This window comes from Nocardia heshunensis (genome assembly GCF_054782115.1).
The window spans coordinates 1,294,873-1,319,158 of record NZ_BAAGTC010000002.1; the positions used below are offsets into that span (position 1 = coordinate 1,294,873).

General features: G+C 68.3%; 27 protein-coding genes and 1 other RNA gene. 13 read left to right on the top strand and 15 right to left on the bottom strand.

Annotation, left to right across the window (positions count from 1 at the left end):
* Window positions 1-60 precede the first annotated feature (60 nt).
* The 7 genes from ACYVN4_RS06030 to ACYVN4_RS06060 form a co-directional block, all read right to left on the bottom strand.
* Complete coding sequence (locus ACYVN4_RS06030) at window positions 61-1,707, bottom strand: alpha/beta fold hydrolase (protein WP_460718211.1); 1,647 nt, start codon at window positions 1,705-1,707, stop codon at window positions 61-63.
* A gap of 546 nt (window positions 1,708-2,253) precedes the next feature.
* Window positions 2,254-2,970, bottom strand: coding sequence for a SanA/YdcF family protein (locus ACYVN4_RS06035; protein ID WP_460718212.1), 717 nt, complete (start codon window positions 2,968-2,970; stop codon window positions 2,254-2,256).
* A gap of 54 nt (window positions 2,971-3,024) precedes the next feature.
* A complete protein-coding gene (locus ACYVN4_RS06040; RefSeq protein ID WP_460718213.1) occupies window positions 3,025-3,786 on the bottom strand; it encodes a TetR/AcrR family transcriptional regulator in 762 nt (253 codons plus the stop codon).
* A gap of 4 nt (window positions 3,787-3,790) precedes the next feature.
* Window positions 3,791-3,922, bottom strand: coding sequence for a hypothetical protein (locus ACYVN4_RS06045; RefSeq protein ID WP_460718214.1), 132 nt, complete (start codon window positions 3,920-3,922; stop codon window positions 3,791-3,793).
* A gap of 182 nt (window positions 3,923-4,104) precedes the next feature.
* Window positions 4,105-4,620: a gamma carbonic anhydrase family protein gene (locus tag ACYVN4_RS06050; RefSeq protein ID WP_460718215.1), complete on the bottom strand. Its 516-nt coding sequence runs from the start codon at window positions 4,618-4,620 to the stop codon at window positions 4,105-4,107.
* Window positions 4,621-4,750: 130 nt separating this feature from the next.
* Window positions 4,751-5,005 (bottom strand): Txe/YoeB family addiction module toxin, encoded by a 255-nt coding sequence (locus ACYVN4_RS06055; RefSeq protein WP_460718216.1) that lies wholly within the window; start codon window positions 5,003-5,005, stop codon window positions 4,751-4,753.
* A complete protein-coding gene (locus tag ACYVN4_RS06060) occupies window positions 5,002-5,268 on the bottom strand; it encodes a type II toxin-antitoxin system Phd/YefM family antitoxin (protein WP_460718217.1) in 267 nt (88 codons plus the stop codon). Before ACYVN4_RS06060 ends, ACYVN4_RS06055 begins: the two co-directional genes overlap by 4 nt.
* Before the next feature lie 98 nt (window positions 5,269-5,366).
* On the opposite strand from ACYVN4_RS06060, the gene ACYVN4_RS06065 reads away from it, so the two are divergent.
* Window positions 5,367-6,152 carry an MBL fold metallo-hydrolase gene (locus ACYVN4_RS06065; protein WP_460718218.1) on the top strand — a complete coding sequence of 262 codons (786 nt, stop codon included), beginning with the start codon at window positions 5,367-5,369 and terminating at the stop codon, window positions 6,150-6,152.
* 63 nt (window positions 6,153-6,215) lie between these two features.
* Window positions 6,216-7,325: an alanine dehydrogenase gene (ald, locus tag ACYVN4_RS06070; RefSeq protein WP_460718219.1), complete on the top strand. Its 1,110-nt coding sequence runs from the start codon at window positions 6,216-6,218 to the stop codon at window positions 7,323-7,325.
* Between the two features lie 59 nt (window positions 7,326-7,384).
* On the opposite strand, the gene sigJ is transcribed toward ald, so the two are convergent.
* Window positions 7,385-8,356, bottom strand: coding sequence for an RNA polymerase sigma factor SigJ (gene sigJ / locus ACYVN4_RS06075; protein WP_460718220.1), 972 nt, complete (start codon window positions 8,354-8,356; stop codon window positions 7,385-7,387).
* Between the two features lie 147 nt (window positions 8,357-8,503).
* The gene (locus ACYVN4_RS06080) at window positions 8,504-9,451 is read right to left on the bottom strand and encodes a cobalamin biosynthesis protein (protein ID WP_460718374.1); all 948 of its coding nucleotides are present in this window, start codon (window positions 9,449-9,451) and stop codon (window positions 8,504-8,506) included.
* A gap of 97 nt (window positions 9,452-9,548) precedes the next feature.
* Here ACYVN4_RS06080 and ACYVN4_RS06085 point away from each other — a divergent pair, with 97 nt between their 5' ends.
* Entirely contained in the window at window positions 9,549-9,683 is a 135-nt protein-coding gene (locus ACYVN4_RS06085) for a hypothetical protein (RefSeq protein WP_460718221.1), read from the top strand.
* On the opposite strand, the gene ACYVN4_RS06090 is transcribed toward ACYVN4_RS06085, so the two are convergent.
* Together ACYVN4_RS06090 and ACYVN4_RS06095 are read right to left on the bottom strand one after the other, a co-directional pair.
* Window positions 9,662-10,594, bottom strand: a complete 933-nt coding sequence (locus ACYVN4_RS06090; protein WP_460718375.1) for an SURF1 family cytochrome oxidase biogenesis protein — start codon at window positions 10,592-10,594, stop codon at window positions 9,662-9,664. The genes ACYVN4_RS06085 and ACYVN4_RS06090 overlap by 22 nt on opposite strands.
* A gap of 14 nt (window positions 10,595-10,608) precedes the next feature.
* On the bottom strand, window positions 10,609-11,121 hold the full coding sequence (locus ACYVN4_RS06095) for a low molecular weight protein-tyrosine-phosphatase (RefSeq protein WP_460718222.1): 513 nt from the start codon (window positions 11,119-11,121) through the stop codon (window positions 10,609-10,611).
* Between the two features lie 44 nt (window positions 11,122-11,165).
* Between ACYVN4_RS06095 and cobC the strand changes: the two genes are divergently transcribed.
* From cobC to ACYVN4_RS06115, 4 genes are all read left to right on the top strand, one after another.
* A complete protein-coding gene (gene cobC, locus ACYVN4_RS06100) occupies window positions 11,166-12,215 on the top strand; it encodes an Rv2231c family pyridoxal phosphate-dependent protein CobC (protein WP_460718223.1) in 1,050 nt (349 codons plus the stop codon).
* A 79-nt stretch (window positions 12,216-12,294) separates the two neighbouring features.
* Window positions 12,295-13,425, top strand: coding sequence for a Nif3-like dinuclear metal center hexameric protein (locus tag ACYVN4_RS06105; RefSeq protein ID WP_460718224.1), 1,131 nt, complete (start codon window positions 12,295-12,297; stop codon window positions 13,423-13,425).
* 112 nt (window positions 13,426-13,537) lie between these two features.
* Window positions 13,538-14,275, top strand: a complete 738-nt coding sequence (locus ACYVN4_RS06110; protein ID WP_460718225.1) for a zinc ribbon domain-containing protein — start codon at window positions 13,538-13,540, stop codon at window positions 14,273-14,275.
* A gap of 272 nt (window positions 14,276-14,547) precedes the next feature.
* The gene (locus ACYVN4_RS06115; protein WP_460718376.1) at window positions 14,548-15,786 is read left to right on the top strand and encodes a bifunctional RNase H/acid phosphatase; all 1,239 of its coding nucleotides are present in this window, start codon (window positions 14,548-14,550) and stop codon (window positions 15,784-15,786) included.
* A gap of 90 nt (window positions 15,787-15,876) precedes the next feature.
* Here the strand turns inward: ACYVN4_RS06115 and ACYVN4_RS06120 are convergent, their stop codons facing one another.
* Window positions 15,877-16,764: an alpha/beta hydrolase gene (locus tag ACYVN4_RS06120; protein ID WP_379366763.1), complete on the bottom strand. Its 888-nt coding sequence runs from the start codon at window positions 16,762-16,764 to the stop codon at window positions 15,877-15,879.
* A gap of 30 nt (window positions 16,765-16,794) precedes the next feature.
* Here ACYVN4_RS06120 and rnpB point away from each other — a divergent pair.
* The 4 genes from rnpB (at window position 16,795) to ACYVN4_RS06140 (ending at window position 20,554) form a co-directional block, all read left to right on the top strand.
* An RNA gene (gene rnpB, locus ACYVN4_RS06125) (RNase P RNA component class A) lies at window positions 16,795-17,223 on the top strand.
* Window positions 17,224-17,337: 114 nt separating this feature from the next.
* Window positions 17,338-18,318: an SPFH domain-containing protein gene (locus ACYVN4_RS06130; protein WP_460718226.1), complete on the top strand. Its 981-nt coding sequence runs from the start codon at window positions 17,338-17,340 to the stop codon at window positions 18,316-18,318.
* Between the two features lie 428 nt (window positions 18,319-18,746).
* Window positions 18,747-19,079: a hypothetical protein gene (locus ACYVN4_RS06135; RefSeq protein WP_379366759.1), complete on the top strand. Its 333-nt coding sequence runs from the start codon at window positions 18,747-18,749 to the stop codon at window positions 19,077-19,079.
* A gap of 14 nt (window positions 19,080-19,093) precedes the next feature.
* Window positions 19,094-20,554 (top strand): RNB domain-containing ribonuclease, encoded by a 1,461-nt coding sequence (locus ACYVN4_RS06140; protein WP_460718227.1) that lies wholly within the window; start codon window positions 19,094-19,096, stop codon window positions 20,552-20,554.
* A gap of 83 nt (window positions 20,555-20,637) precedes the next feature.
* On the opposite strand, the gene ACYVN4_RS06145 is transcribed toward ACYVN4_RS06140, so the two are convergent.
* Window positions 20,638-21,519, bottom strand: a complete 882-nt coding sequence (locus ACYVN4_RS06145) for an SDR family oxidoreductase (RefSeq protein WP_460718228.1) — start codon at window positions 21,517-21,519, stop codon at window positions 20,638-20,640.
* 83 nt (window positions 21,520-21,602) lie between these two features.
* Between ACYVN4_RS06145 and ACYVN4_RS06150 the strand changes: the two genes are divergently transcribed.
* Window positions 21,603-22,175, top strand: a complete 573-nt coding sequence (locus tag ACYVN4_RS06150; RefSeq protein ID WP_460718229.1) for a TetR/AcrR family transcriptional regulator — start codon at window positions 21,603-21,605, stop codon at window positions 22,173-22,175.
* A 55-nt stretch (window positions 22,176-22,230) separates the two neighbouring features.
* Here the strand turns inward: ACYVN4_RS06150 and ACYVN4_RS06155 are convergent, their stop codons facing one another.
* Window positions 22,231-22,731, bottom strand: a complete 501-nt coding sequence (locus tag ACYVN4_RS06155; RefSeq protein WP_460718230.1) for a winged helix-turn-helix transcriptional regulator — start codon at window positions 22,729-22,731, stop codon at window positions 22,231-22,233.
* Between the two features lie 101 nt (window positions 22,732-22,832).
* Here ACYVN4_RS06155 and ACYVN4_RS06160 point away from each other — a divergent pair, with 101 nt between their 5' ends.
* Window positions 22,833-23,318, top strand: a complete 486-nt coding sequence (locus tag ACYVN4_RS06160; protein WP_460718231.1) for a tautomerase family protein — start codon at window positions 22,833-22,835, stop codon at window positions 23,316-23,318.
* A gap of 17 nt (window positions 23,319-23,335) precedes the next feature.
* Here ACYVN4_RS06160 and ACYVN4_RS06165 read toward each other — a convergent pair whose 3' ends face one another.
* Window positions 23,336-24,142, bottom strand: coding sequence for an LLM class flavin-dependent oxidoreductase (locus ACYVN4_RS06165; protein ID WP_460718232.1), 807 nt, complete (start codon window positions 24,140-24,142; stop codon window positions 23,336-23,338).
* Between the last annotated feature and the right edge of the window lie 144 nt (window positions 24,143-24,286).

The following is a 24,286-nucleotide window of genomic DNA, read 5'->3' on the forward strand; positions in this document are numbered from 1 at the left end:
GGTTGGGGCCCGTACCGAATCGGTACGGGCCCCAACCCTTTCTGCACCAGGCGGTGGTGATCAGGGTGCGATCGGGAGGGAGAGGTGGGCGTTGCCGTTGGTGTTGGAGAGGGTGACGGTGTCGCGGGGGCCGAATTCGGCGCCGGCGTAGAAATCGTCTCTGGTGTCGATGACCATCACCAGTTTGTGGAGGGGCGGGATCTGGTAGTCGGTGGCCTGCAAGGGGACTCGCAGGGTGGTGGGCTGGGCGGGTTGGTCGTTGGTGATGGTGGCCGCGGCGTGGGTGATGATTCGCAGCGATCCGGTGAAGGGCTCCAGGTCGAAGAGGTAGGTGATCAGGGTTGCTGATTTGCCGGATGGCGTGACGGTGATCTCGAGTTCTGGCTTGCCCGCGATGTGGTGGGGCTTGAGGAAGATGTGCGGGGTGGTCCAGACCGCGGCGTAGGTGCGGTCGATCTCGCCGAACTGCTGGCGGTTGGGCATCAGGAGACGCTCCAACATACCGTCGAAGACAAGGGTTCTCGCGACCTTGACCTGCTGGCTTTCGGCCTGGACGGTTTGGCTCTGGGCGGGCTGTGGCTCCTGGACCAGGGTGCCGTCGGTAGATCCGGTGGCCGGGGCCCGGAGGTGGTAGCGGCGCGGCGACTTCGACCAGGAGGCCAGGTCGGGGGACGCCGTCATGGTGAAGCTGTACATGGTTTCGGTGTGCACGGCGCCGTCACGGTCGATACCGTTGTCGATCTCGAGCAGGTAGCGGTCGAGCCAGTCGTAGGCGGCCTCGGTGGTTCGGGTGTAGACGCCGGTCAGCAACCCGGCGACCTCCACCGACGAGTGGTCGCCGATCGCCACATCCAGGCGCTTGGGGCCGGGGTAGTCGGCGAAGTATTCGAGCAGCTGATTCTGCGGGAAGATGGTCTCGTGCCAGAAGCTCGTGAAAAAGGTCGGCACATCCCGTCTTTCATCGGGATTCACCTTGGCGGGTGACCGGGGTTCCGCGTACTCGAGCACCTTGTCGATATTCGAGTTGGCCTCGAAGTACTCGAGCACCTTCACCAGGTCGGCGCTCGGTCGGTCGCTGATTCCGGCGAGTGCTCTGGCGGCCGCGATGTGCCGGGTGCCATTGTCATAGAGGGCCTCGCCCAAGTCCGCCCAGGTGCTCAGCGCGACAACGGCTTTCACCGCCGGGTGGACATTGGCGACCAGTTGGCTGATGCCCGAGCCGTAGGAGATGCCCGCCATGCCGACCCGGTCGGGATCGGCGCGCAGTTCGTCGTGTGCCAGCGCCCAGTCGATGACCGCGCGCCCGTCCTCGACATCCTCGGGACCGGCGACGGTCAGCTCGCCCTCGGACTCGGGGAGTCCGCGCTCGTTGTACGCCACCACGGCGTAGCCGCGCATCAACAGCCGGATGACGGCCCCGCCGTACATCTTCCAGCCGGACTTGTCGAGTCCGGCGGGCATGACGATCAGCGGATGTGGCTGGTCGGTTCGGGGCCAGGCGATGAGCGCGTCGAGCTGCACGTCCTCGTAGCCCGGAATCTTTACATTGCGGATTCCACAACGGCTGCGCACCGCATTGACATCCACCGTGAGATCGGTGGGTACGCCTTTGGCGTCGCCGGTGAGCAGATCGTTCACCAGCGCGAGAACAGCGGCTTCCTGCTCCGGGGTGATGAGACGCAACTGACCCGGATTTGCTTGCGACATGTCAGATTCCCTTCTTGCGTAAAGGGAATTCGCGAATTCACTAGTGTCGGAAGGCTTTTGCCAATCCTGTTGTATGGCTGATCGTACAACGCCGCCGGTCGATCGCGGGTGGGTTCGGAATTCACGAGTTCCTTTGCCTACCAGCGGATTTCGCAAAACGACTCGTCGGTATTTCAGAAATATCGAGATCAGACCGGATGTGTGGAGCTCGAGCTCGCCCGGAGAATCGGCGATACCACAGGCCCGCGGAATCGGGTACTGGGAAGGTGCTGGGTGTCGGCATACAGTCCGCCCAGAGTTCCCTCGCAGGGGTCGTCGGACGGTACTGGGCGGCAGTAATTTTCGAGGCGTCTTCGAAAGATTCACTGTGAAAGGTCGGGAACAGAATGTTGGCTCTTGTCATCGCCGCGGTCGGACTCATGACGGGTAGCGCGGCTGCCGCCGCTGCCGCGGGTATGGGTGGCGCGCTGGCCGGGAACATCTAGCCGAGCAACCGAAACCCCTCGACCTCCGGGACAGGGTCGGGGGGTTTCGTCGTTTCCGGAACTACTGCTGCGGGTCGGCCGCCATCGCGTCGCGCACCGAAGTCTCCTGCTTGCCACGGAATTTCGGGTCCGGGTGGAAGAGAATCGAATAGACGGCCTTGGTATCGGCCAGTTGATCGCGCAGCCAGATCTTGCGGTAGAGGTCATTGTGGACCTGGGTGTCGTCGCCGACCGCTGTGGCGTCGATGCCCGCGGCCCGGCACATGGCGACCGTGCGCGGCAGGCTGAAATCCTGGGTGACGGCGATGGCGGAGGTGACGCCGAAGATGTCGTGGGCGCGCACACAGGATTCGTAGGTGGTGAACCCGGCGTAGTCCAGCGCGATCTTGGCGGCGGGGACGCCGTGCTCGATCAGGTAGGCGCGCATGGCCGTCGGCTCGTCGTAGCTGGGGCGGTCGTTGTCGCCGGTGAGCAGTAGCGCCTTCACCTTGCCTGCCGCCAGCAGCTTGGCTCCGAGGTCGAGGCGGGCGGCCAAGTAGGCCGAGGGCTTGCCGTCGGGATGCACCTCCGCGCCGAAGATGATGGCCACATCGGCCTTCGGCACGGAATCGACGCTGTACTCGTACTGCCGGTTGGCTATGCGCATCCACAGATCCGAGCCGACGAGCACGACCGCGACCAGCACCACCGCCGCCAGGCCGAGCTTCACGACGCGGCGGAGCGGGAACCAGGTGGCCAGCCGTGTGCGGGTGGAGCGGAGAGTCGAGCGGAACTGCATGGGCGCCAGTCTGCCCGAACCCTCCGGATTGTCCGAACGAGTTTCCAGTCGAGGTCAGACCGGTTGCACGCCGATCATGGGCAGGATGGTGCGGCGGGCGAAGGCGCGGGCCGCGGTCTCGTCGGTGAGCGGGATCAGGCCGTCCGGGGTCAGCACCAGGGACTGGCCCAGCCGGGCGAGCACCTCCGCGACCAGGTCGGCGTCGAAGGCGGGGACATCGCCGGTGACCTGCAGGGCGCGCAGCTTGTCGGCCAGGTAGGTGCGGCCGACCGCGAGCATCGGCCCGGCCTCGATGGTCAGGCGCGGCAGCACGGTGTCCGGCTCGGTGCGCAGCAGGCGTTGCAGCAGTTTGTTGTTCGCCAGCTGGGTGATGAACGCGACGAAGATCTCGACCAGCTGATCGTCGACCGCCATGCCGTTGCCGGTAGCCGCGCGCACCCGCTCGTCGATCTCGGCGATGAACAACTGCGCCTCGCGCACGCCGACCGCGGCCACCAGATCGTTCTTGGATTCGAAGCGCCGATACAGCGTGGCCGGGCTGATGCCGGCGCGACGCGCTATCTCGCCCATGCTGGTTCGCTTGATCCCGAAGTCGAGGAAGGCCGACAGCGCGCTCTCCAGCAGCTGTTCGCCCTCGGCCCGCGGCTTCTCCAGGATGCGTTGCAGGATGGTGGGCACGGACGGCATCGAGTCTCCAGTCGATCGGTTGGGGACCGCGACATTGCGGTGAATGACCGCGTCGTCCTGGCGAATGACCAAGGCGGGCAGGCCAGCCCGCATTATTGCATCGACGGTGTGGAGCGCTCTGCGCAGCATCCGATCATCGGACGTTCAGGGCGGCCATTTCCCATTCGATCGCGTTCGCGGCGAAATCCCGGCCGTTGGAACGTAACTCGTGAACCCGGCGCTGTAGCGCCTCGATGCCCCCCGGTTGCGCGGCGATATCCGCCACGCTGATCCGCTGTCGGTGCATACTGTCGTGCTCGTACGACACCGTTGAAACCTCCTGCTAGCCCCGAGCGCGCACCCGGCAACCGGCGGCTGGCCCGGGCCGCCGGGAACGCATCGCACGATGCTAGCAGTGGCCGTTATGGACACTTGTTCAGTGTGGGGCTTCTCACACGCCCCCTTCAGTCACGCCTCTTGACCCTGCTGATGCTGCGACGACGCGTACAGGTACGCGGCGGCATTCAAGCGAATGTGATCACGCTCGGCCTCGCTCAGCTCCCGCCGCACCTTGCCCGGCACACCCGCCACCAGCGACCCCGGCGGAATCTGCGCACCCTCCGGAATCAGCGCATTCGCGGCGATCAAACTCCCCGCCCCGATCACCGCCCCGTTCAGCACGGTAGCCCCCATCCCGATCAGCACATCGTTCTCGACGGTGCACCCGTGCAGAATCGCATTGTGCCCCACCGAAACCCCGGTCCCGACCGTGCACGGAAACCCCGGATCGGCATGCAGCACACACCCGTCCTGAATATTGCTGCGCTCCCCGACGCTGATCGAGTCCATATCCCCCCGCAACACCGCCGAGTACCAAATACTCACCTCGGCCGCCAACGTCACCCGCCCGATCACCGTCGCATTAGGCGCAATCCAAGCACTCTCATCGACCTGTGGCGCATGCTCACCCAGCTTGATCCTCATGACCGCGAACATAGCCGCCCCCCTCCAGACGCAGAGATCGGGAGTACTCAGCGCGGTGAATCGGACGAATTTCCGCGCTGAGTACTCCCTGATCTTGGTCAGTTCCGGCGGAGAGGGGGTGCGGTGATCGTCAGTAGTGGTAGCGGGCTTGGACGATGGTGATCGTGTCGCCGGTTACGGAGTAGACGAGGCGGTGTTCGTCGTTGATTCGGCGCGACCAATAGCCGGACTTGTCGCCTTTGAGGGGTTCGGGCTTGCCGAGGCCGTTGAATGGGTCGCGTTGGATATCGCCGATCAGGCGCAGGATCCGCAACGCCGTCTTGCGATCGGTGCTGACCCAGTGTTCGAAATCCTCGAAGGCGACCTTGACGAAAGTGACTTTCATTCAAGTCCTTTCGCCAGCTGGTCCGGGTCGACCTCGATCGTCTGACCGGCCTCGGCCTGCGCGATGCCTTCGGCTAGGCGTGCCGCGTTGGCGGGTGAACGCAGTAGGTACAGGGTCTCGCGTAGGGAGTTGTACTCGTCCTCGGAGATCAGTACCGCGTTGCCGTTGCGGCTGGTGATGTGGATGGCGACGGCGTCGTCGTTGACCTGCTCGATGAGCGGGTACAGCTTGGCGCGGGCTTCACTGGCGGACATGGAGGTCATGGCGGGGTTCCTCTCGGCGACTAGCTGTAATGGTACCGGATTCTGGTACGACTCGGTGGCAATGGAATGGCACGACGGCTGTTCGGCTTGTTGTGGGCATGACGAACACGATCGACGATGCGGCTGCAACCTTCGAAGTCCTCCACATCGGTGGGCCCACTGTGCGATTCGAGTACGGGGGCCTGAGCTGGCTGACCGATCCCACGTTCGATGAGCCGGGGAACTATCCCGGGCCGGTGACGCTGTACAAGCTGACCGGGCCCGCGGTGGCGGTGGCCGAGATCGGGTCGATCGATGTGGTGTTGCTGTCGCACGATCAGCATGCGGACAATCTCGATGCTGCTGGGCGGGCGCTGCTGCCGGGCGTCGAGCATGTGCTCTCCACTCCTGATGCCGCTGGGCGGCTGGAAGGGGTTCAGGGACTAGCCAACTGGGAGTCCGTGCAGATCGGGGCGGTGACCGTTACCGGTGTGCCCGCGCTGCACGGGCCCGAGGGGTGCGAGCCGTTCACGGGCGTCGTCACGGGGTTCGTGTTGCAGGGCGACGGCCTGCCGACGGTCTATGTGTCCGGTGACAACGCCTCCGTCGACTATGTGCGGCAGATCGCGGATCGGATCGGGCGCATCGACATCGCCATCCTGAATGTCGGCGCGGCTAATACCGATCGGTTCGGCGACAGCGATCTGACCCTCAACGGCCGCACTGCGGTACACGCCTCCGCGGCGCTCGGCGACGCCGTGATCGTGCCGGTGCACGCCGAGGGCTGGGCGCACTTCTCCGAGCACCTCGACTATCTGAGCCATCGCTTCTTCCTTGCGGGCCGCGACCATCTGCTGCGTATCCCGACCGCGGGCAAGGTGCTGGCCGTGGTTGCCCCGGTGTAGCTGCAACGGAAAACGGTCGTGGCGGTCGTAGCGGGGCGGGCCGCGCCGGACGACGATGGCGGTATGAGAATCGGTGTGCCACGGGAGGTCAAGGAGCAGGAATACCGGATCGCGCTGACCCCGGCCGGTGCCGGGGAGCTGGTGCGGCACGGGCACGAGGTGCTGATCGAGGTGGGGGCGGGGATCGGGTCCGGGTTCGCCGACGCCGACTATGTCGCCGCCGGGGCCCGGATCGCGGCCACGCCGGAGGAGGTGTGGGGCACCGGCGAACTGGTGTTGAAGGTGAAAGAGCCCATCGCCGAGGAGTATTCGCGGATGCGGGCAGGGCAGGTGCTGTTCACCTTCCTGCACCTGGCCGCCTCCCGGGAATGCACGGACGCGATCCTGGGCTCCGGGATCACCGCGATCGCCTACGAGACGGTGCGCGCGGTCGACGGTTCGCTGCCGTTGCTCGCGCCCATGAGCGAGGTGGCCGGCAAGCTCGGCAGCCAGGTGGGCGCGTATCACCTGATGTCGCCACAGGGTGGTGCGGGATTGTTGCTCGGCGGCGTGCCGGGGGTGCGGCCCGCCGATGTCACGGTGCTCGGCGGGGGTGTCGCGGGCAGCAATGCGGCGGCGGTCGCGGCGGGTATGGGGGCGCGAGTCACCGTGCTGGACACCAATATCGCGCGCCTGCGCCAGCTCGACGAGCGGTTCGGTGGACGGGTCACGACGCTGGGCTCGAATGCCGCTGAGGTCGAGAAATCGGTGCTGGCAGCGGATCTGGTGATCGGGTCGGTGCTGGTGCCGGGGGCACGCGCACCGAAACTGGTGTCCGACGCGCTGGTCGCGCACATGCGGCCCGGGTCGGTGATGGTCGATATCGCCATCGACCAGGGTGGATGCTTCCAGGGGTCGCATCCCACCACGCACGCGAATCCGACGTTCCGGGTGGCGGATTCGCTGTTCTACTGCGTGGCGAATATGCCCGGGGCGGTGCCGCACACCTCCACGGTCGCGCTCACCAATGTCACGCTGCCGTACGCCCGCGCCATCGCGGATCTCGGCTGGGCCGGGGCCTGTGCGGCGGATCCGGGGCTGGCGCAAGGGCTCACGGCCGATGCCGGGCGGCTGTACTCGGCCGAGGTGGCCGCCGCGCACGGGCTGCGGCCGGTCACCCGCGTCGCTTCCTGACCGGTTCGACACCGCGGGCCCACAACCGAGAGTGGTTGCGGGCCCGCTTTGTTCGGTTGTCAGGCGTCGGTGTTTCGCTCTCCGGCCTGCGGCTCGCCGAGCGCCCAGTCCGGATCGGCGTCGTCGGGCAGGTGGATCTTGTCCGGATTGCGGACCACGTCGATCTTGGTGATGCGGCCCTCGTCGATGGTGAAGGAGAAGACACCCGTGTTCTTGCCGTCGAACACCACCAGCCCCGGCTGCCCGTTGACCAGCACCGAACGGCCCCAGCCGCCGCCGACCTTCGAGGAGTACTCGAGGAAGCCGAGCAGGGTCCGGGCCACCGTGTCCGCGCCGAACAGCGGGTGCCGGAAGGCATTCACCTTGCCGCCGCCGTCCGCGGTGAAGGTGACATTCGTATCGAGCAGGCCGAGCAGGGCGCTCAGATCACCGGACCGCCAGGCGACAGCGAAGGCGGAGACCACCTTCTCGTGCTCGTCGGCGCTGGCGGGGAAGCGGGGCGTGCCGTTCTCCACGTGTTTGCGAGCGCGCGAGGCCAACTGGCGCACGGCGGCCGGGGTACGGCCGACCACTTCGGCGACCTCCGGGCCGGTCATGCCGAAGACCTCCTGCAGCACGAAGGCGGTGCGCTCGGCCGGTGACAGCGATTCCAGCACCACCAGCAGGGCGGTGGTGACCCGCTCGTCCTGAGAAATGCGGTCGGCCGGATCGTCCCAGCTGGTGATCTCCGGCTCCGGAAGCCATTCGCCCACATACTGTTCGCGCCGCGCCCGCGCCGAACCGAGATAATCGAGCGCCAAACGTCCGGTGACCGTGGTCAGCCAAGCGCGCAGATTCTCGATATCCGCACCCTCCGGGCTGTTCTCGTAGTACCGAACCAGCCGCAGCCACGCCTCCTGGACCACATCATCGGCGTCACTGAGACTCCCGAGCGTGCTGTAGGCGACCCGCCGCAGATAACCCCGATGCTCCTCGAACTGCCGCGCCAGCTCGGCCTGATCGGCCCCGCTCCGCCCCTCGCCACCACTCATCGCACCCTCGCTCCTCGCTCACGCCCGCCCGGTGGGCGAACCGTCCACAGGGCCGACGAAACCGAGCGCCGGACTGTGACATTCCCAGGTCGAATCTATCGAAGACGACCGTCCGGTTGTTTGCATTGGCGACGCTGCGGGCGAACGTCAGCGGCGGCGCAGGTAGGCCGCGGTGGCGGCGGCGAGCACGGTGGCTGCCTGGACGGCCTCCGAGAGTCGCACCGCGCGGCGCAGATCCGCAACTCGAGGTACCGGGCCGTCGCCGAGCGTGGGACGCAACTCGACGCCGTGGCGGTACTCGGTCTTTCCACCGAGAGTTACGCCGAGCGCGCCTGCCATGGAGGCCTCCGCCACACCAGCATTCGGGCTCGGGTGCTTGCGGGCGTCGCGCCGCCACGCCCGCCACGCGTCGGCGGGGCGTCCGCCAATCACGGGAGCCAGTGCGGTGGTGATAATTCCGCTGACCCGGGCGGGTGCGAGATTCGCTACATCGTCGGTGCGCGCTGCGGCCCAGCCGAATCGGTTGTAGCGCTCGTTGCGATAGCCGATCATCGCGTCGAGCGTGTTCACCGCCCGATACGCCAGCAAGCCGGGCACACCGGCGACCGCACCCCAGAACAGCGGTGCGACAGTCGCATCGGAGGTGTTCTCGGCGATCGATTCCAGGGCGGCCCGGGCCAGCCCATCGGCATCCAGCACCTCCGGATCCCGCCCGCACAACGACGGCAACAACTGTCGCGCGCCGTCGATATCGCCCGACTCCAGCCGATCCGCCATCTCTCGCCCGGTCTTCGCCAAGGTCGTACCGCCCAGCACGGTCCAGGTAGCCGCCGCCGTCAGCGCTACTTCTCCGAGCCCCCGCACCACGCCGCGGCCAGCGACCACCCGATGCAGGCCGACCCCCAACCCCGCGGTCGCTCCCACCAGCACGATCTCGTGGATAACCCCGGCGGCCCGATCATTGCGATAGGTGAACTCCTCCAGCCGCATCGCGGCCGTCCCGAATCCGGCAACGGGGTGCCCACGCCGCGGATCGCCGAGCACCCGGTCCATACCGAATCCGATCAGCAGCCCGGCCGCGGTAGCAGTCCCCATTCGCACCCGCCGAGGCTATCCGAGCCACGCGCTGGCAAGGTTCTCGGCCAGCTGACGACCGCCGGGCATGCGCGCGCTCTCTGCCGAGGGCGCTTAGGTGGTGGTGTCGACAATCGGCGCGGAACTCCCGCTGCCGGGTGGCGACGCCGTCGCCATGCTGCTGGACGACTGGTCCCTGCTCGGTCGCGCCGATCTGCGCGCCGCCGAGGATCAGCGGCGGGTACCGCCGTAGCGGTCGGCCAGGCGGGCCTCGTTGGTGGTCTGCTTGGGCTGAGGGGCCGGGTCGTTGGGCTTTGTCGCGGGTGCGGGTGTCGGTGTGGGGGATTCGGGGGTGGGGGATTCAGGTTCGCCGGTGGCGGCCGCCGGTTGGGCTGTGGCTTCGGCTTTTTCGCGGCGGCGGGCTCGGATTTCGGCGTAGACGAAGTAGCCGAGGCCGAGGGGGGCCATGACGCCGAAGGCGAGCCATTGCAGGCCGTAGGAGAGGTAGGGGCCGGCGTCGAGTTGGGGGAGGGGGTCGGGGGTGAAGGCGCCGGGCTGGCCCGTGTCGAGTTGCAGGTAGCCGCCGCGGCCGTCGGTGGGGATGGGGGTGAGGGGGAGGCCGAGGACGGTGGCTTCCTGCTCGGTGTCGGTCGAATAGACCTGGCGGTAGCCCTCTTCCGTGGTGGGGGGCTTCTTCTCGATGATGCCCTCGGAGGCGCGGACGCGGGCCGCCAGCTGCTGGGTGCCCGCGGGCGGGGCGGCGATGGTGGCGGGCGGGCGGGTGCCGCCCTCGGCGGCGGCGAGCTGGCCGCGGTCGACGAGCAGGGTGCGGCCATCGTCGAGGCGGAAGGCCGCGAGCACGGTGTAGGCGGGTTGGCCGTCGAGGTGGCGCAGCCGCACCAGCACGGTCGAATCCGGCACGTACGTACCGGTCGCGGTGACGCGTCGCCATTCGGTGTTCTTGCCGTTGCCCGACAGCATGGAGGTGATGTCGACCGGGTCGGCGTGCACCGAATTCGCGATGCGGTCATTGCGTTCGGAGGTGCGGGTGTTCTTACCGAGCTGCCACGGGGCCAGCACCGAGAAGCACAGGTACGCGAAGCCGGCGACCACCACCGCGAGAATCAGCCAGCTGGGCCGCAACAGGAACGTGAGGCGCCGCAGCAGGGTCTTCGAGCTCATGCGTCGCGGCCTCCGGCCTGTTCGTCGCCCGGTTCACCGAGCTGTTCGCGCACCCAGTCCAGCATGCCGGGCACGGCCGCCTCGATCTGCGTACGCACCAGCGTGAAATCGGACTGGTCCCCGTAATACGGGTCCGGGACGGATCGTCCGTCGGCGTGCGGGTCGAAACTGCGCAGCAGCCGCCGCCGATCCGACGGCACCCCCAGCCGGGCCAGCTCCCGCTCGTGCCCGGTATCCAACGCCACCAGCAGATCCGCCGACCGATGCTCCGCCCCGATCACCGCCGCCGCATGCCCGGTCGGATACCCGTGCCTGCGCAACTCCAGATTCGTCCGATGGTCGGCCTCGTCCCCCACATGCCAGCTCCCCGTCCCGGCACTGCTCACCCGCACCCGATCCGCCAGCCCGGCGCGCTCCAGATGCGCGGCGAAAATCTTCTCGGCCATCGGGGACCGGCAGATATTGCCGGTGCAGATGAAGGTCACATGCAGCTCGCCCACGACAGCCATTCTGTCCGGTGGGTGCTGGCGGCGGGCACGTAGGGTGGACGGCTGTGCCGGACGACACCGAATTCCAGGATTTCGATCATGCCGGGCTGCGGCATCACGGGGACGTGGATGCGCTGCCGGGGATGGTCGATTTCGCGGTGAACGTTCAGGGGAGTGCGCCGCCGGAGTGGTTGCGGGAGCGGTTGGCGGCGCGGTTGGGGGAGCTCGGGCGGTATCCGAGCGAGAGCGATGAGCGGGCGGCGCGGGCGGCGGTGGCTGCCCGGCATGGGCGGTCGGTCGACGAGGTGCTGCTGCTCGCCGGTGTTGCCGAAGGGTTCGCGATGCTGCCGCGGCTGGGGTCCACGCTGGCCGCGGTGATCCACCCCTCTTTCACCGAACCGGAGCTGGCGCTGCGGGAGGGCGGGGTGCCGGTGTCACGTGTGGTGCTGGAACCGCCGTACACCCTGGCCGGGGTGGTCGTGCCGGACGCCGCGGATCTCGTCGTGGTGGGCAATCCCACGAACCCGACCTCGGTACTGCATGCGGCGGAAGACCTTCGAGCATTGCGACGGCCCGGACGGATCGTGGTCGTCGATGAAGCCTTCGCGGACGCGGTGCCGGGGGAGATGGAATCCCTTGCCGGAGAGAGTTATCCGGATGTACTGGTGTTCCGCAGTCTCACCAAGACATGGGCGCTGGCCGGGCTGCGCTGCGGATATGTGCTGGGTACGCCGGAGCTGCTGGCGCGTTTGAATCAAGGACGCGCACACTGGCCGCTGGGCACCTTGCAGTTGGAAGCCATTGCAGCGGTGAGTAATCCGGCCGCCGTCGCCGAATCGCGCCGCAAGGCCGAGCAGATCGCCGTCGATCGGGCCGCCATGATTCCCCGGTTGCGGGCCCTCGGCATCGAAGTGCACGAGCCCGCGCGCGGGCCGTTCCTGCTGATCCGGGTGCCGGATGCGGAATTGCTGCGAAAGCAGCTCGGGGACAAGGGGATCGCGGTGCGGCGGGGTGATACGTTCCCCGGATTGGATACGGGATTCCTGCGGGTGGCGGTGCGGCCGGCGGCCGAGGTGGATCTGTTGGTCGCGGCCATCCGCGACGTCGGTGTGTGAGCGCGGAACCGGGTCGGTACGAGAGGCCGGGACCGATGCGAGGACGTGAGTCGGTGAGCGAGAAGGAGGTTCGGTTGTGGTGACGACGGTGCGGTTGGCGGATCTCATCGCGGCGCTGGATGCGGCGTACCCGCCCCGGCTGGCCGAATCCTGGGATTCGGTCGGGCTGGTGGCCGGGGACCCGGACGAGCCGGTGTCGCGGGTGCTGTTCGCGGTGGACGCGACCGCGGCGGTCGTGGACGAGGCGATCGAATGGGGCGCGCAGGCGCTGGTCGTGCATCACCCGCTGCTGCTGCGTGGGGTGGACACCGTGGCGGCGAGTACCCCGAAGGGCGCACTGCTGCATCGCCTCATCCGCTCCGGTTGCGCCCTGTTCACCGCGCACACCAACGCCGACTCCGCCGATCCCGGCGTCTCGGATGCGCTGGCGCACGCCATCGGACTGACCGTCACCGGGCCGCTGGACGCGAAACCGCAGACCGCACTGGACAAATGGACGGTGGCGGTGCCGCTCACCCATTCCGGCGAGGTGCTCGACGCGTTGTTCGCCGCGGGGGCCGGGGCCGGGCCGAAGTACTCCGATGCCGCCTGGACGGTCGCGGGCACCTCGCAGTTCCGGCCGCTGGATGGGGCCAATCCGGCGGTCGGCGCGATCGGCGAACTGCACGAGGTCACCGAGGATCGGCTCGAGGTGGTGGCCCCGCCGTCGCGGCGCGCGGCCGTGCTGGCCGCCCTGCGCGCGACCCATCCGTACGAGGAACCCGCCTATCACGTGACCGAGCGGGCCACGGTGCCGTCGAGTCTGGGCATCGGCCGGGTCGGCGAGCTGGCGGCCCCGGAAACCTTGCGGGAGTTCACCGCCCGCGTCCGCGCCGGACTGCCTGCCACCACCTGGGGAGTGCGCGCCGCGGGTGACCCGGACCGGATCATCCGGACCGTCGCCGTTTGCGGCGGGGCGGGAGATTCCTTCCTGGGCAAGGTGTCTCGCCTCGGCGTCGACGCCTACGTCACCTCGGACCTGCGCCACCATCCCGCCGACGAGCACCTGCGCGCGGGCGGTCCGGCCTTGATCGACGCCGCCCACTGGGCCACCGAATTCCCGTGGTGCGCGCAGGCCGAGAGTGTGGTGCGCACCGCACTTCCCGGCCTGGACACCCGCGTCTCGGTGCTGCGCACCGACCCCTGGACGCTCGGCGCCGCCGACTGCTGAGCGCGCGCTCGTATTCGAATGCCCAGGTTGACGCCGGGTTGGCAGTTCGGGGCCTGCCGGGCGGGTACGGTGGAGGCTTTGAACCGTCAATAGCGTCCAGGAGACCTCCGCGTTGAATGCCGAACCATCGATCCAGGCCAAGCTGCTCGACCTCGCCGCCGTCGACGCCGAGCTGTCGCGGATCGGGCATCGCCGCAAGGTGCTGCCCGAGCAGCAGGAGGTGGAGCGGCTCGAGGGTGAGCGCACCACCCGCAAGGACGCGGCGGTGAAGGTCGAGATCCAGATGGACGACCTGGACCGCGACATCCGCAAACTCGAGGGCGAGATCGAGGCGGTCCGCAAGCGTGAGGAGCGCGACCGCGGCATGCTGACCGCCGGTTCGGTCGGCGCCAAGCAGCTCTCGGAACTGCAGCACGAGCTGGGCAGTCTGGAGCGCCGCCGCAAGGTGCTGGAAGACGACCTGCTCGAGGTGATGGAGCGGCGCGAAGCCGCCGCCGACAATCACTCCCACGCCGGCGCCAACCTGGATCAGGCCGAGGCCGACCTGGTCGACGCCGAACGCCGCCGCGACGAGGCGCTCGCCGACCTGGCCGTCGCCCAGCAGCGCTGCGAATCCGACCGCATCGCGCTGTCCAAGGGCTTCCCCGACGACCTGCTCGCCGCCTACGACAAGCAGCGCACCCAGTACGGCGTGGGCGCGGCCCTGCTGCAGGCCCGCCGCTGTGGCGCCTGCCGCATCGAACTCGACCGTGGCGAGATCTCCCGCATCTCCCAGACCGCCCCGAACGTGGTCGTCCGCTGCCCCGAATGCAGCGCGATCCTGGTGCGCACCAAGCACTCCGGGCTGTGACAACCCGCCGCGCGCCGCTCCTGGCCGCGCGCGGCAGCATCGGAAGCGGTCCGATGCGGATACGACACGTGCCGTTCGTGGGCCGTGGGCTTCCTACTATGAGCGCCATGGGCAGCGGCGGCGTCGCGGCTCTGCGGCCGCACCACGAATCGGAGCCCGGTGTGCGCGGCTGCGGCGAGATCTCGACCGCTGCGAGGTTGATCGGCTCGACCGATCGAGGCTCCGGTGACACGGCTCCGGCGCGACATGGAGGGTGAACGGCGTTGGTGGACATGGTGATCGTGGAGGCCGACGGTGGGTCGCGGGGGAATCCCGGGCCTGCCGGGTATGGCGCGGTGGTGTTCGACGCGGATCATGCGCGGGTGCTGGCCGAGCGCCGGGAGTTTCTGGGGGTTGTCACCAACAATGTCGCCGAATATCGAGGGCTGATCGCGGGTTTGGAGGCGGCGGCGGAGCTCGGGGCGCGCGAGGTGGCCGTGCGGATGGACTCCAAGCTGGTGGTGGAGCAGATGTCCGGACGGTGGCAGGTCAAGCACGAGAGCATGATTCCGCTCGCCGATCGGGCTCGGCGGCTGGTCGCGGGGTTCGATCGGGTCAGCTTCACCTGGATTCCGCGTAAGGAGAACAAGCACGCGGACAAGCTCGCCAACGAGGCCATGGACGACGCGGGCACGGTCGGGGAAGTCCGCACCGCGCTCGCCGACGAACGCGCCGCCGCGACCGAGCAGCGCTCGGTGACCGCCGCGGCGGAGTCCGGCGCGGTGGTCGGCACCGGCGCCGAAAGTCGCTCGGCCGTCGGGGAAATCGCGGCCGCGGTCGCCGGTGGAGTCGTGGACAGCGCCGCGGCCGGAGCAACGGGTTCGAGCGCCGCTCCGTCGCCGGGGTGGACCGGGGCCGTGGGGCGGCCGACCCGGCTGCTGTTGCTACGTCACGGGCAGACGGAACTCTCTGTGCAGCGGCGGTATTCGGGGCGCGGGAATCCGCCGTTGACGGAGCTGGGGCGGGAGCAGGCGGCCAAAGCCGCGGACATGCTTGCGGCCAAGGGCGGGATCGATGTCATCGTGTGTTCGCCGCTGGGGCGGGCCAAGGAGACGGCCGAGGCGGCGGGGCGGGCGCTCGGTCTGCCGGTGCGGGAGCTGCCTGGGCTGATCGAGACGGATTTCGGTGCCTGGGAAGGGATGTCGTTCCAGGAAGCCCGCGAATCCGATCCGGAGTTGCACGCACGCTGGCTGGGTGACCCGTCGGTGCCCGCGCCGGGTGGCGAGAGCTTCGATCAGGTGCGGGAGCGGGTCGAGGCCACCCGCCGCGATCTGGTGGCGCTGCACCCAGGCGCGAATGTGCTTGTGGTGAGCCATGTCACGCCGATCAAGACGCTGCTGCAGCTGGCGCTGGGCGTGGGCCCGTCGCTGCTGTACCGGCTGCACCTGGATTTGGCGTCGCTGTCCATCGCGGAGTTCTATCCGGACGGTGGCTCCTCAGTCCGGCTGGCGAACGACACCTCGTACCTGTGACCCCACCTCGTCATCCCGGCGTGCCTTTGGCCGGGATCCACTCGTACGGTGTGGATTCCGGCCAAGAGCACGCCGGAATGACGGAGTTGGCTAGGGGCGCAGGGTCGCCATCAAGAATTCGGTCTGGTCGTAGACGGCCTTCTCGAACCAGTCGTCGAAGTAGATGTCGAAGTGCCCGATCGGGTAGCGCTTCACGGTGGCGTGTTTGGTGCGCTCGGCGGCCTTCAAGGTCGGTCCGGCGGGCGCCACCGAGTCGTTGTCGCAGATCGCATACAGCACAGGCGCTTTGATGTCCTTCACGTGCCGGGTGGGATTGTCGAACAGGGTCGACAACCCGACGCGGGCGGCCACCTTGGGCCGGTACTGCGTGCTCTCCTCGGCCAGCCGCCCGAATCCGGCGGGCACGTCGGCGGCGCTCATGAGGGCCGCGGAGTGCTTCTTACCGGCCAGCCGGGCGGTGATGGGACGCCGAATGATCGGCCCCACAACCTGATCGGTGAGCGCGAGGGTGCCGGTGCGCAGCAGGCTGATCGGCCCCTTCGCCATGGCCGACGCCCGACCGCTGGTGAACGGGCACTGCGCCACCACGGCGGCGATGTAGTGATCCTCCGGTGCGACGGCCAGCACGTGCCCGCCGCCGAACGAACTGCCCCACAGTGCGATTCGGGTGGCGTCGATGCCGCGGATGGTGCGCGCGAACGCGATCGCCGCATGCCAGTCCTCACGCTGCTTGGCGATATCGATGCGCTGCCGCGGCTCACCGCCGCTCGCCCCGAAATATCGATAGTCGAAGGCCAGACCCGCGATTCCCGCCGACGCGAAGCGCCGCGCGTACCGGTCCAACCCCATTTCCCGGTCCGCCCCCAGCCCGTGACCCATGACCACCAGCGGGCGCGGTTTGGGCGGTCCATCGGGGAGATACAGCCATGCCGCGCACTGCTCGCCACCCGAAGGGAACCCCACCTCCACACGCTCCATAGGGGCCTACCGTACCCTGGTGGCCGCGGACGAGTCGGTCGGGCGGCCGCGGCGACGGGAACGGGCACGCTTGTGCCGCTGCCAGTCGCCGAGGAAAGTCCGGACTCCGGAGAGCAGGGCGGTTGCTAACGGCAACCCGGGGCAACCCGCGGGACAGTGCCACAGAGAAGAGACCGCCGGTGGGCCGCACTTCGCGAGAAGTGCACCGCCGGTAAGGGTGAAACGGTGCGGTAAGAGCGCACCAGCGCGCCGAGTGATCGGTGCGGCTAGGTAAACCCCGCCCGGAGCAAGGTCGAAGGTCGGACTCGCGAGAGTGCGACTGCGCAGGTGTCTGAGGGCTGCTCGCCCGAGCCTGCGGGTGGACCGCTCGAGGCACCCGGCAACGGTGTGTCCAGATGGATGGTCGCCACCCGGTGCTCGCACCGGGGACAGGATCCGGCTTACAGACCGACTCGTCCGCCTCGGGTCGTGTTGCGGGTTTGTTATGTCTTCGCAGGGGTGATCGTCCGGTGCCATGATGGAGGCACACCATCGGGTTTCCGGTGGCGCGGAAATACTTTCGCGGAGCGAACAATGGATGTTCTGTATCTGTTGATTGGGTGGTTGGCTGCCATCGTCGTCATTGCCGGGATCGCACTGGCCTCGGGGGTTCGGGTGATCGCGCAGTACGAGCGGGGCGTGCTGTTGCGGTTGGGGCGGGTGCGGGCGGTGAAGGAGCCGGGGATGCGGCTGCTGATACCGGGGGTGGACAAGCTGCAGAAGGTTTCCATGCGGGTGGTCACCATGCCGGTGCCGGCGCAGGAGGGGATCACTCGCGACAATGTGACGGTCCGGGTGGATGCGGTCGTGTACTTCCGGGTGGTCGATCCGTTGCGGGCGATCATCGAGGTGCAGGACTATCTGTTCGCGGTGGCGCAGGTGGCGCAGACCTCGCTGCGGTCCATCATCGGCAAGAGCGAGCTGGATGATCTGCTGTCCAATCGCGAGCAGCTCAACAAGGGCCTCGAGATGATGATCGACAATCCGGCGCTGAGCTGGGGCGTGCACATCGATCGGGTGGAGATCAAGGATGTGGCGCTGCCGGATGCGTTGAAGCGCTCCATGTCCCGCCAGGCCGAGGCCGAGCGTGAACGCCGCGCCCGCATCATCTCCGCCGAAGGCGAATTGCAGGCCTCCACCAAGCTGGCCGAGGCGGCCGCGAACATGGCCAAGGCCCCGGCCGCGCTGCAACTGCGCTTCCTCGAGACCGTGGTTCAGGTTGCGGCGGAGAAGAATTCAACCCTGGTGTTGCCGTTTCCCGTGGAGCTTCTCCGCTTTCTGGAACGTTCCACGCCGCCGCTCGCCGAGGTCGAGCAAGAACAGGAACAGGAGCAGCCTCAGCCGCAGCTACCGGCCCCGCCCGTCGCGGCCCCGGCCGCCCTCGGCCCCGCCGAGTTGATGGCGCTGCTCGGCCGCCCAGGTGTCCAGGAAGCCCTGGCCGCACTGGAACACCCGGTGGCACAAGCAAAGACGAACGCGTCGGGGGAGCTCGGCGCGGGCAAGGAGTCGGCGTAGCGCGGGCACCGGGTCCGGGCGCGGTCGGCGTTTGAAGATGAGGAAGTAAGTCATGGCGGGTGTGATTCAGCCGGCGGCCATCGTGGTCTTTTTCGGGATCGCGTACGGATTCAAGTACTTCACGGCGAAGTTCCCGGGTGGACTGCGCGGTGAATAACGCGGCGGTTCGCCAGTAGGAACCACTGCGGCGGGAGGGCGGCGTGAGCAACGCCGCTCTCCCGTTCGTGTGCACAGACCCCTCGGTTGGATGAGAATTGCGGTGCGCCATCCGGCGCGTGTCGGCGTGGCTCGGCGTGTCGAGCGGGTTATCTGCTCCGAACTAGCACCGAACGTGATCGACGTCATAAAGTGTTGCGCGTTGGAAAGTTCCGTTGCGGTCCGCAACGGGCGAAGGGCTCAACAAACGTCGGAAAGCAGGTCTCGTCTAAATGCGAATTGCTCGCAAACTGGCAGTCGGTGCGCTTCTTGCCGCTGCCGCTTCCGTTTCGGTTGTGCTGGGTTCCGGGTCCGCCTCCGCGGTCGCGGTGACCCCGCTGCCGGGTGGGGTGCAGGTCGATCTCACCCCGGCGGACACCCAGTGGGTTGCGCAGAACCATTTCGGGCAGGTTCTCGCGGGCCTGCCGCACCCCTCGGCCGCTTCCTTCGGGGAGGCGCTGGATTCCGCGGCGGCGTTGTCGTCGCAGTACCCGGATGGCCGAGTGGTCTTCACCGTGTACGGTCCGTTCAACGAGCTGAACGGCACGATGCTGGCCCTGCAGTAGGGTCAGCCTCCGTAGTGGAACTGCATCAGCGGATCGTCTCGGCGCCGGTCGATTTCGGCGCCGTTCGAACCGAATTCGGATTGGCCTCGGAGTATCCGCCCGGGGCCGTCTCGGAGGCCCGCGACGCGGCCGACGCGTTCGCGGGTGTCCGGGCCGATCGGCGGGAGATTCCGCTGGTCACCATCGATCCCCCCGGTGCCATGGATCTGGACCAGGCGCTGTACCTGGAACGCACCGCGACGGGATTCCTCCTCTATTACGCGATCGCCGATGTGGCCGCGCTGGTTGCTCCCGGCGGACCGCTCGCACGCGAATCCCTGGCCCGCGGCCAGACCTTCTACTTTCCCGACGGGACCGTCCCGCTGCACCCGACCGTGCTGTCGGAGGATCGCGCGAGTCTGCTGCCCGACGTGGACCGCCCGGCCGCGCTGTGGACCATCGAATGCGACGAGAATGCCGCGCCGCTGCGCGCTTCGGTGACCCGGGCCCTGGTGCGCTCGCGCGCCCGCCTCGATTACACGACCGTGCAGGCCGACGCCGACGCCGGTTGCCTGCATCCCTCGATCGCCGCGCTGCCGGAATTCGGCAAGCTGCGCATCGAGGCCGGAATTCGCCGCGGCGCGATCACCCTGCGCCTGCCGTCGCAGACCGTTATTCGCGACGGCGAGCAAACCGGCATCGACCATTGGCAATTGGCCGTCGAACCGCGCACCGCCGCCGACGACTGGAACGAACAGGTCTCGCTGCTGACCGGCATGTGCGCGGCGGCAATCATGCTCGATAGCAATAACTCCGAGGCCACCGGCAAACCCGATCACGTGGGTTTGCTGCGCACCATGCCACCGCCCGCACCCACCGCAGTCGACTCCATGCGCCGCACCGCCGCCGCGCTCGGGGTGAGCTGGCCCGCGAGGGAATCCGCCGCCCGGATGCTGGCCACCCTGGACTGCAACAGCCCCGCCGCCCTGGTGCTCATGTCCGAGGCGACCGGCTTGCTGCGCGGCGCGTCGTACACATTGCTCAACGGCCAGGCCCCGGACACCTTGCAGCACAGCGCGATCGGCGCGCCCTACGCCCACGTGACAGCGCCCCTGCGGCGTCTCGCCGACCGCTACGCCACCGAGATCTGCCTGTCGCACTGCGCGAAAACCTCTGTCCCGCAATGGGTCACGGAGGGCCTCATCGCGGTTGCCGACACCATGCGCCGCACGGACGCGCTCGCGAACAAGGTCGAACGCGCTTGCGTCGACCTCACCGAAGCCACCATCCTCGCCCCGCGCCTCGGCGCTGACTTCGACGCCGTGGTCCTGCGCGAATCCACCGGCACCCGCCCCGCGGAGATCTTCATCGCCGACCCACCCGTCCTCGCGAAGTGCACCGGCACCCCTCCCGAGGGCCGCCACCTCCAGGTCCGCCTGACCACCGCCGACCCCGCCACTCGCACAGTCACCTTCGCGTACGCACCCGAGCAGTAATTCAAGATCAGGGAGTACTCAGTGCGGAATTCTGTCCGAATTCCCGCGCTGAGTACTCCCTGATCTTGTTGTCTATCGGGTGATTACGGGTGCAGGTTCCGGAGGTCGTCGAGGAGGTTCGGGTGGCTGGGCTGCCAGTCGAGGGTCTCGCGGGTATGGGTGCTCGAGGCGGGCTGGTCGACGATGAAGATCTGTCCGAGGGGGCCGAAGGTCTCCGGGGGGACGGATTGGACCGGGAGGCCCAGTTGCTCGCCGATGACCGTGGCGATGTCGCGGACGGCGTCGCCCTCGTTGTCGACCGCGTGCCAGGCTGTTCCGCCCGGAGCCTTTTCGAGTGCCAGGCGGAAGAGGTTCGCCGCGTCCAGGGCGTGCACGGCGGGCCAGCGTTGGGCGCCGTCGCCGGGATAGGCGACGACGCCGCTGCGCCGCGCGGCCTGCGTCAGCACGCCCGCGAAACCGCCCTCGCCGTTGTTGTGCACGGTGCGCGGCAAGCGAATTGCCGCGCTGCGCACGCCATGGGAAGCGAGTGCCAGGATGGCATTGACCGACCGGCCACGACCGCCGACCGGGCCTTCGGTGGCGGTCGGGTCGGACTCGGTGGCCGCGCGACCCGGCGCGTACGGCGTGCCCGAGACCATGATGAGCGGTCGGTCGCTGCCGAGGAGTTCCTCGCCCAGTGCGGCCAGGGCCGCGCTCTCGTCCGCGATGCTCGCCGCCAGCGCCTCGGCGCTGCTGAAGTCGTTGCTGAAGGCCAGGTGGATGACGCCGTCCGCCTTGGCCGCGCCGGCGCGCAGGGTGGCCAGGTCGGTGAGGTCGCCGCGCAGCGGTTCGGCCCCGGCGGTGTCGAGGGCTGCCGCGGACCGCTCGGAACGGGCGAGGGCGACCACGCTGTGGCCGTTGGCCAGTAGTTCGGCGATCACCGCCGAGCCGATCAATCCGCTGCCGCCGGTAATGAATACGTGCATGACGCTCCCTCGATAGTGATGGGACTCTTGTCCCATCACCGTAGCAGTGATGGGACAAAGGTTCCATCACCTATTATTGCCCCATGGCACGGTGGGAACCTGGAGCTCGGGAGCGGCTGGTCTTGGCCGCGGTGGATCTGTTCACCGAGCAGGGCTACGACGCGACGACGGTCGCGCAGATCGCCGAGCGCGCGGGCGTCACGAAAAGCACGTTCTTCCGGCACTTCCCGGACAAGCGGGAACTGCTGGTCGCCGGGCAGCAGGCCCTGTGTCGACTGCTCACCGAGGGCATTGCCGAAGCGCCCGCGGACGCGACCCCGCTCGCGGCGGTCGCCGCCGGACTCGGGCGTGCGGCCGGTGCCATGGGCCCGACGAACCGGGAGATCGCCACCCGGCTCGAGACCGCCATTGCCGCCAATGTCGAACTGCAGGAACGTGATGCCCTCAAGAGTGTGGGTCTCGCCGCCGCCATGAGCACGGCCTTGCTGGCTCGCGGGGTGGCGGCGCCGACGGCTCAGTTGGCGGCCGAATTGGGTGTCCTGGCCTTCAAGCAGGGCTTCGCCGAGTGGGTTCGGTCCGACCCGGACGCGCCGCTGACCCCCTTCGCGCTGGCCGCCCTCGATGATCTGCGTGCGGCGACCCGTTCGCTGACCTGATCGAATCTCGCGGCGTCGTATCGCCGGTCATCACGTGCGGGCGGGGGATCGTCCGTCAGGACCGTGCGGGAATCCCGGTGTCGGAAGGGCGCGCGCCCGGGCCGGGGGTCGGGTGGGTGTCGCGGGCTGTCAGGGGTCCGTGGTCGTGCGTGCACCTGATTTCGACGTGGACGGGTGCGTCGCAGTCGTTGTGCGCCACCACGACCGCCAGTCCCGCCTCGTCGGCGAGATAGGTGTCGCCCCACTGCATGAGGGCGATCAGGGCGGGGAACAGATCGCGGCCCTTGGCGGTGAGCCGATACTCCTGCCGCGCACGGGAATTGGGGTCCTGGTAGGTCTGGCGGTCGAGGATGCCGTGCTCGACGAGGGTGGCCAGGCGGGCGGTGAGCAGGTTGCGGGCGATGCCCAGGTGGGCCTGGAATTCGGAGAATCTGCGGACGCCGTAGAAGGCTTCGCGCAGGACCAGCAGCGTCCATTTCTCGCCGACGATGGCCAGCGTGCGTGCGACCGAGCAGTTTTCGGCGCTGAATGCGGCACGGTCGGCTTCTGCGGTCATGGTCATCATCCTATTCATCTGGGTTGCGTTCCACTACTCAGCCCCGTAACGTCGGACATCTAAGTTTAATTTCGAAACTCAGCCATGAACTGGAGACAGCCATGCCGATGCTCGACGCCTACATCCCCGCCGGCGCGCTGGATGAAGCGGCCGAAAAGAAGCTGCTCGCCACCCTCACCGACCTCCTGCTCCTGCACGAGGGTGCGGATCCGACCAACCCTGCCGCGCGCTCGATCGCCTGGGTGTTCCTGCACCGCCCCGAGACCGTCTATGTCGCGGGCGAACCCGCCGATCTGCCCCGCTACCGCTTCGTCGCCTCGGTCCCGCAGGGGCAGTTCGACGCCGAGCGCCGTGCGGCCATCGTACGGGCCGTCACCGACGCCGTGCTCGACGCCGAACCCGCCGACCGTCCGCGCGATCCGGGCCGAATCTGGGTGTTCCCCACCGAGATTCCCGACGGCACCTGGGGTGGTGGCGGCCGCATTCACACCCTCGCGGATATCGCGACCCTCGTCACCGGAGACGCCGAAAAGGGCCGCGTCTACGCCGAAAAGCGCTTGGCCGCAACGAAGTCCGCCATGCTCTAGCTCGTGTCGTCGTCCGGCTACTGCCCGGCGAGTTTCGCGACGACCGGAGCGAACCTTTCGGCGAAGTCCGCACCGAACACGAAGTAGGAGAAGCCCATCTCCTCGCGCCGCCGCTGGATCTCCTCGGCGGCGGCCGCGGGATCATCGGGCAGGACGGTCATGGCATCCGCGGCGTGCATCGCCGCGGTGTCGATGTCGGGGCGGGCCATGTGGGCCCCGACCTTATCGCCGATGACGGGCACGGCGAGCGCCAGTTCGGCATCGCTGCGGGCGCGGAATTCGCTTGCCAGCCGGGCGACTTCGGCGCGGGGCTGGTCGCCCAGCACGAAGGTGACGGTGTCGGCGACCTCGGCCGCCAGTGCCTGCGCCTTCGGGCCGATGACGGCCATGGCCACGGGGGTATGCCGGTCCGGGCCGTCGTAGGCGCGCAGTCGGGCGACGGTGTCCCGAATGTCCTCGAGCCGCTGGCTCGGCCGCGGCACATCGGGCACGCCGTAGTCGCGCAACTCGTCCTCGATGCCGGGCCTGCCCGTTCCGATACCCATCTCGAAGCGACCCTCGGTGAGCCGCGACAACGAGTGCGCCTCCCATGCCGTCAGCCATGCCGGACGAAACGGTGAGGCGTACACCCAGGTGCCCACCCGCAGGTCGGTCAGGGCCGCCGCGGTGGCCAGCAGGGGAGCGGGCGCGGGCTGGGTCAACGGAAAGTCGGGCACCAGCAGGGTCGAGTAGCCGCCATCGGCGATGCGCCGCACCCGATCTCGCCACGTCGCCACATCGGTCATGAGCGGGGCCACGACCCCGAATCGGAACGGCCTGGTCATATCCGGTCTCCTGTCGTTCGGTTCATCCAGAGGAGTCGACGACGCACCCACCCGAAAATCATCGGGCGCTTTCGAAATTCCCCGTTGCGCAGGCCGCATCCGACCGGGTTCATCATGCGCGCGATCCCGTCGCGCCGAGGCCGC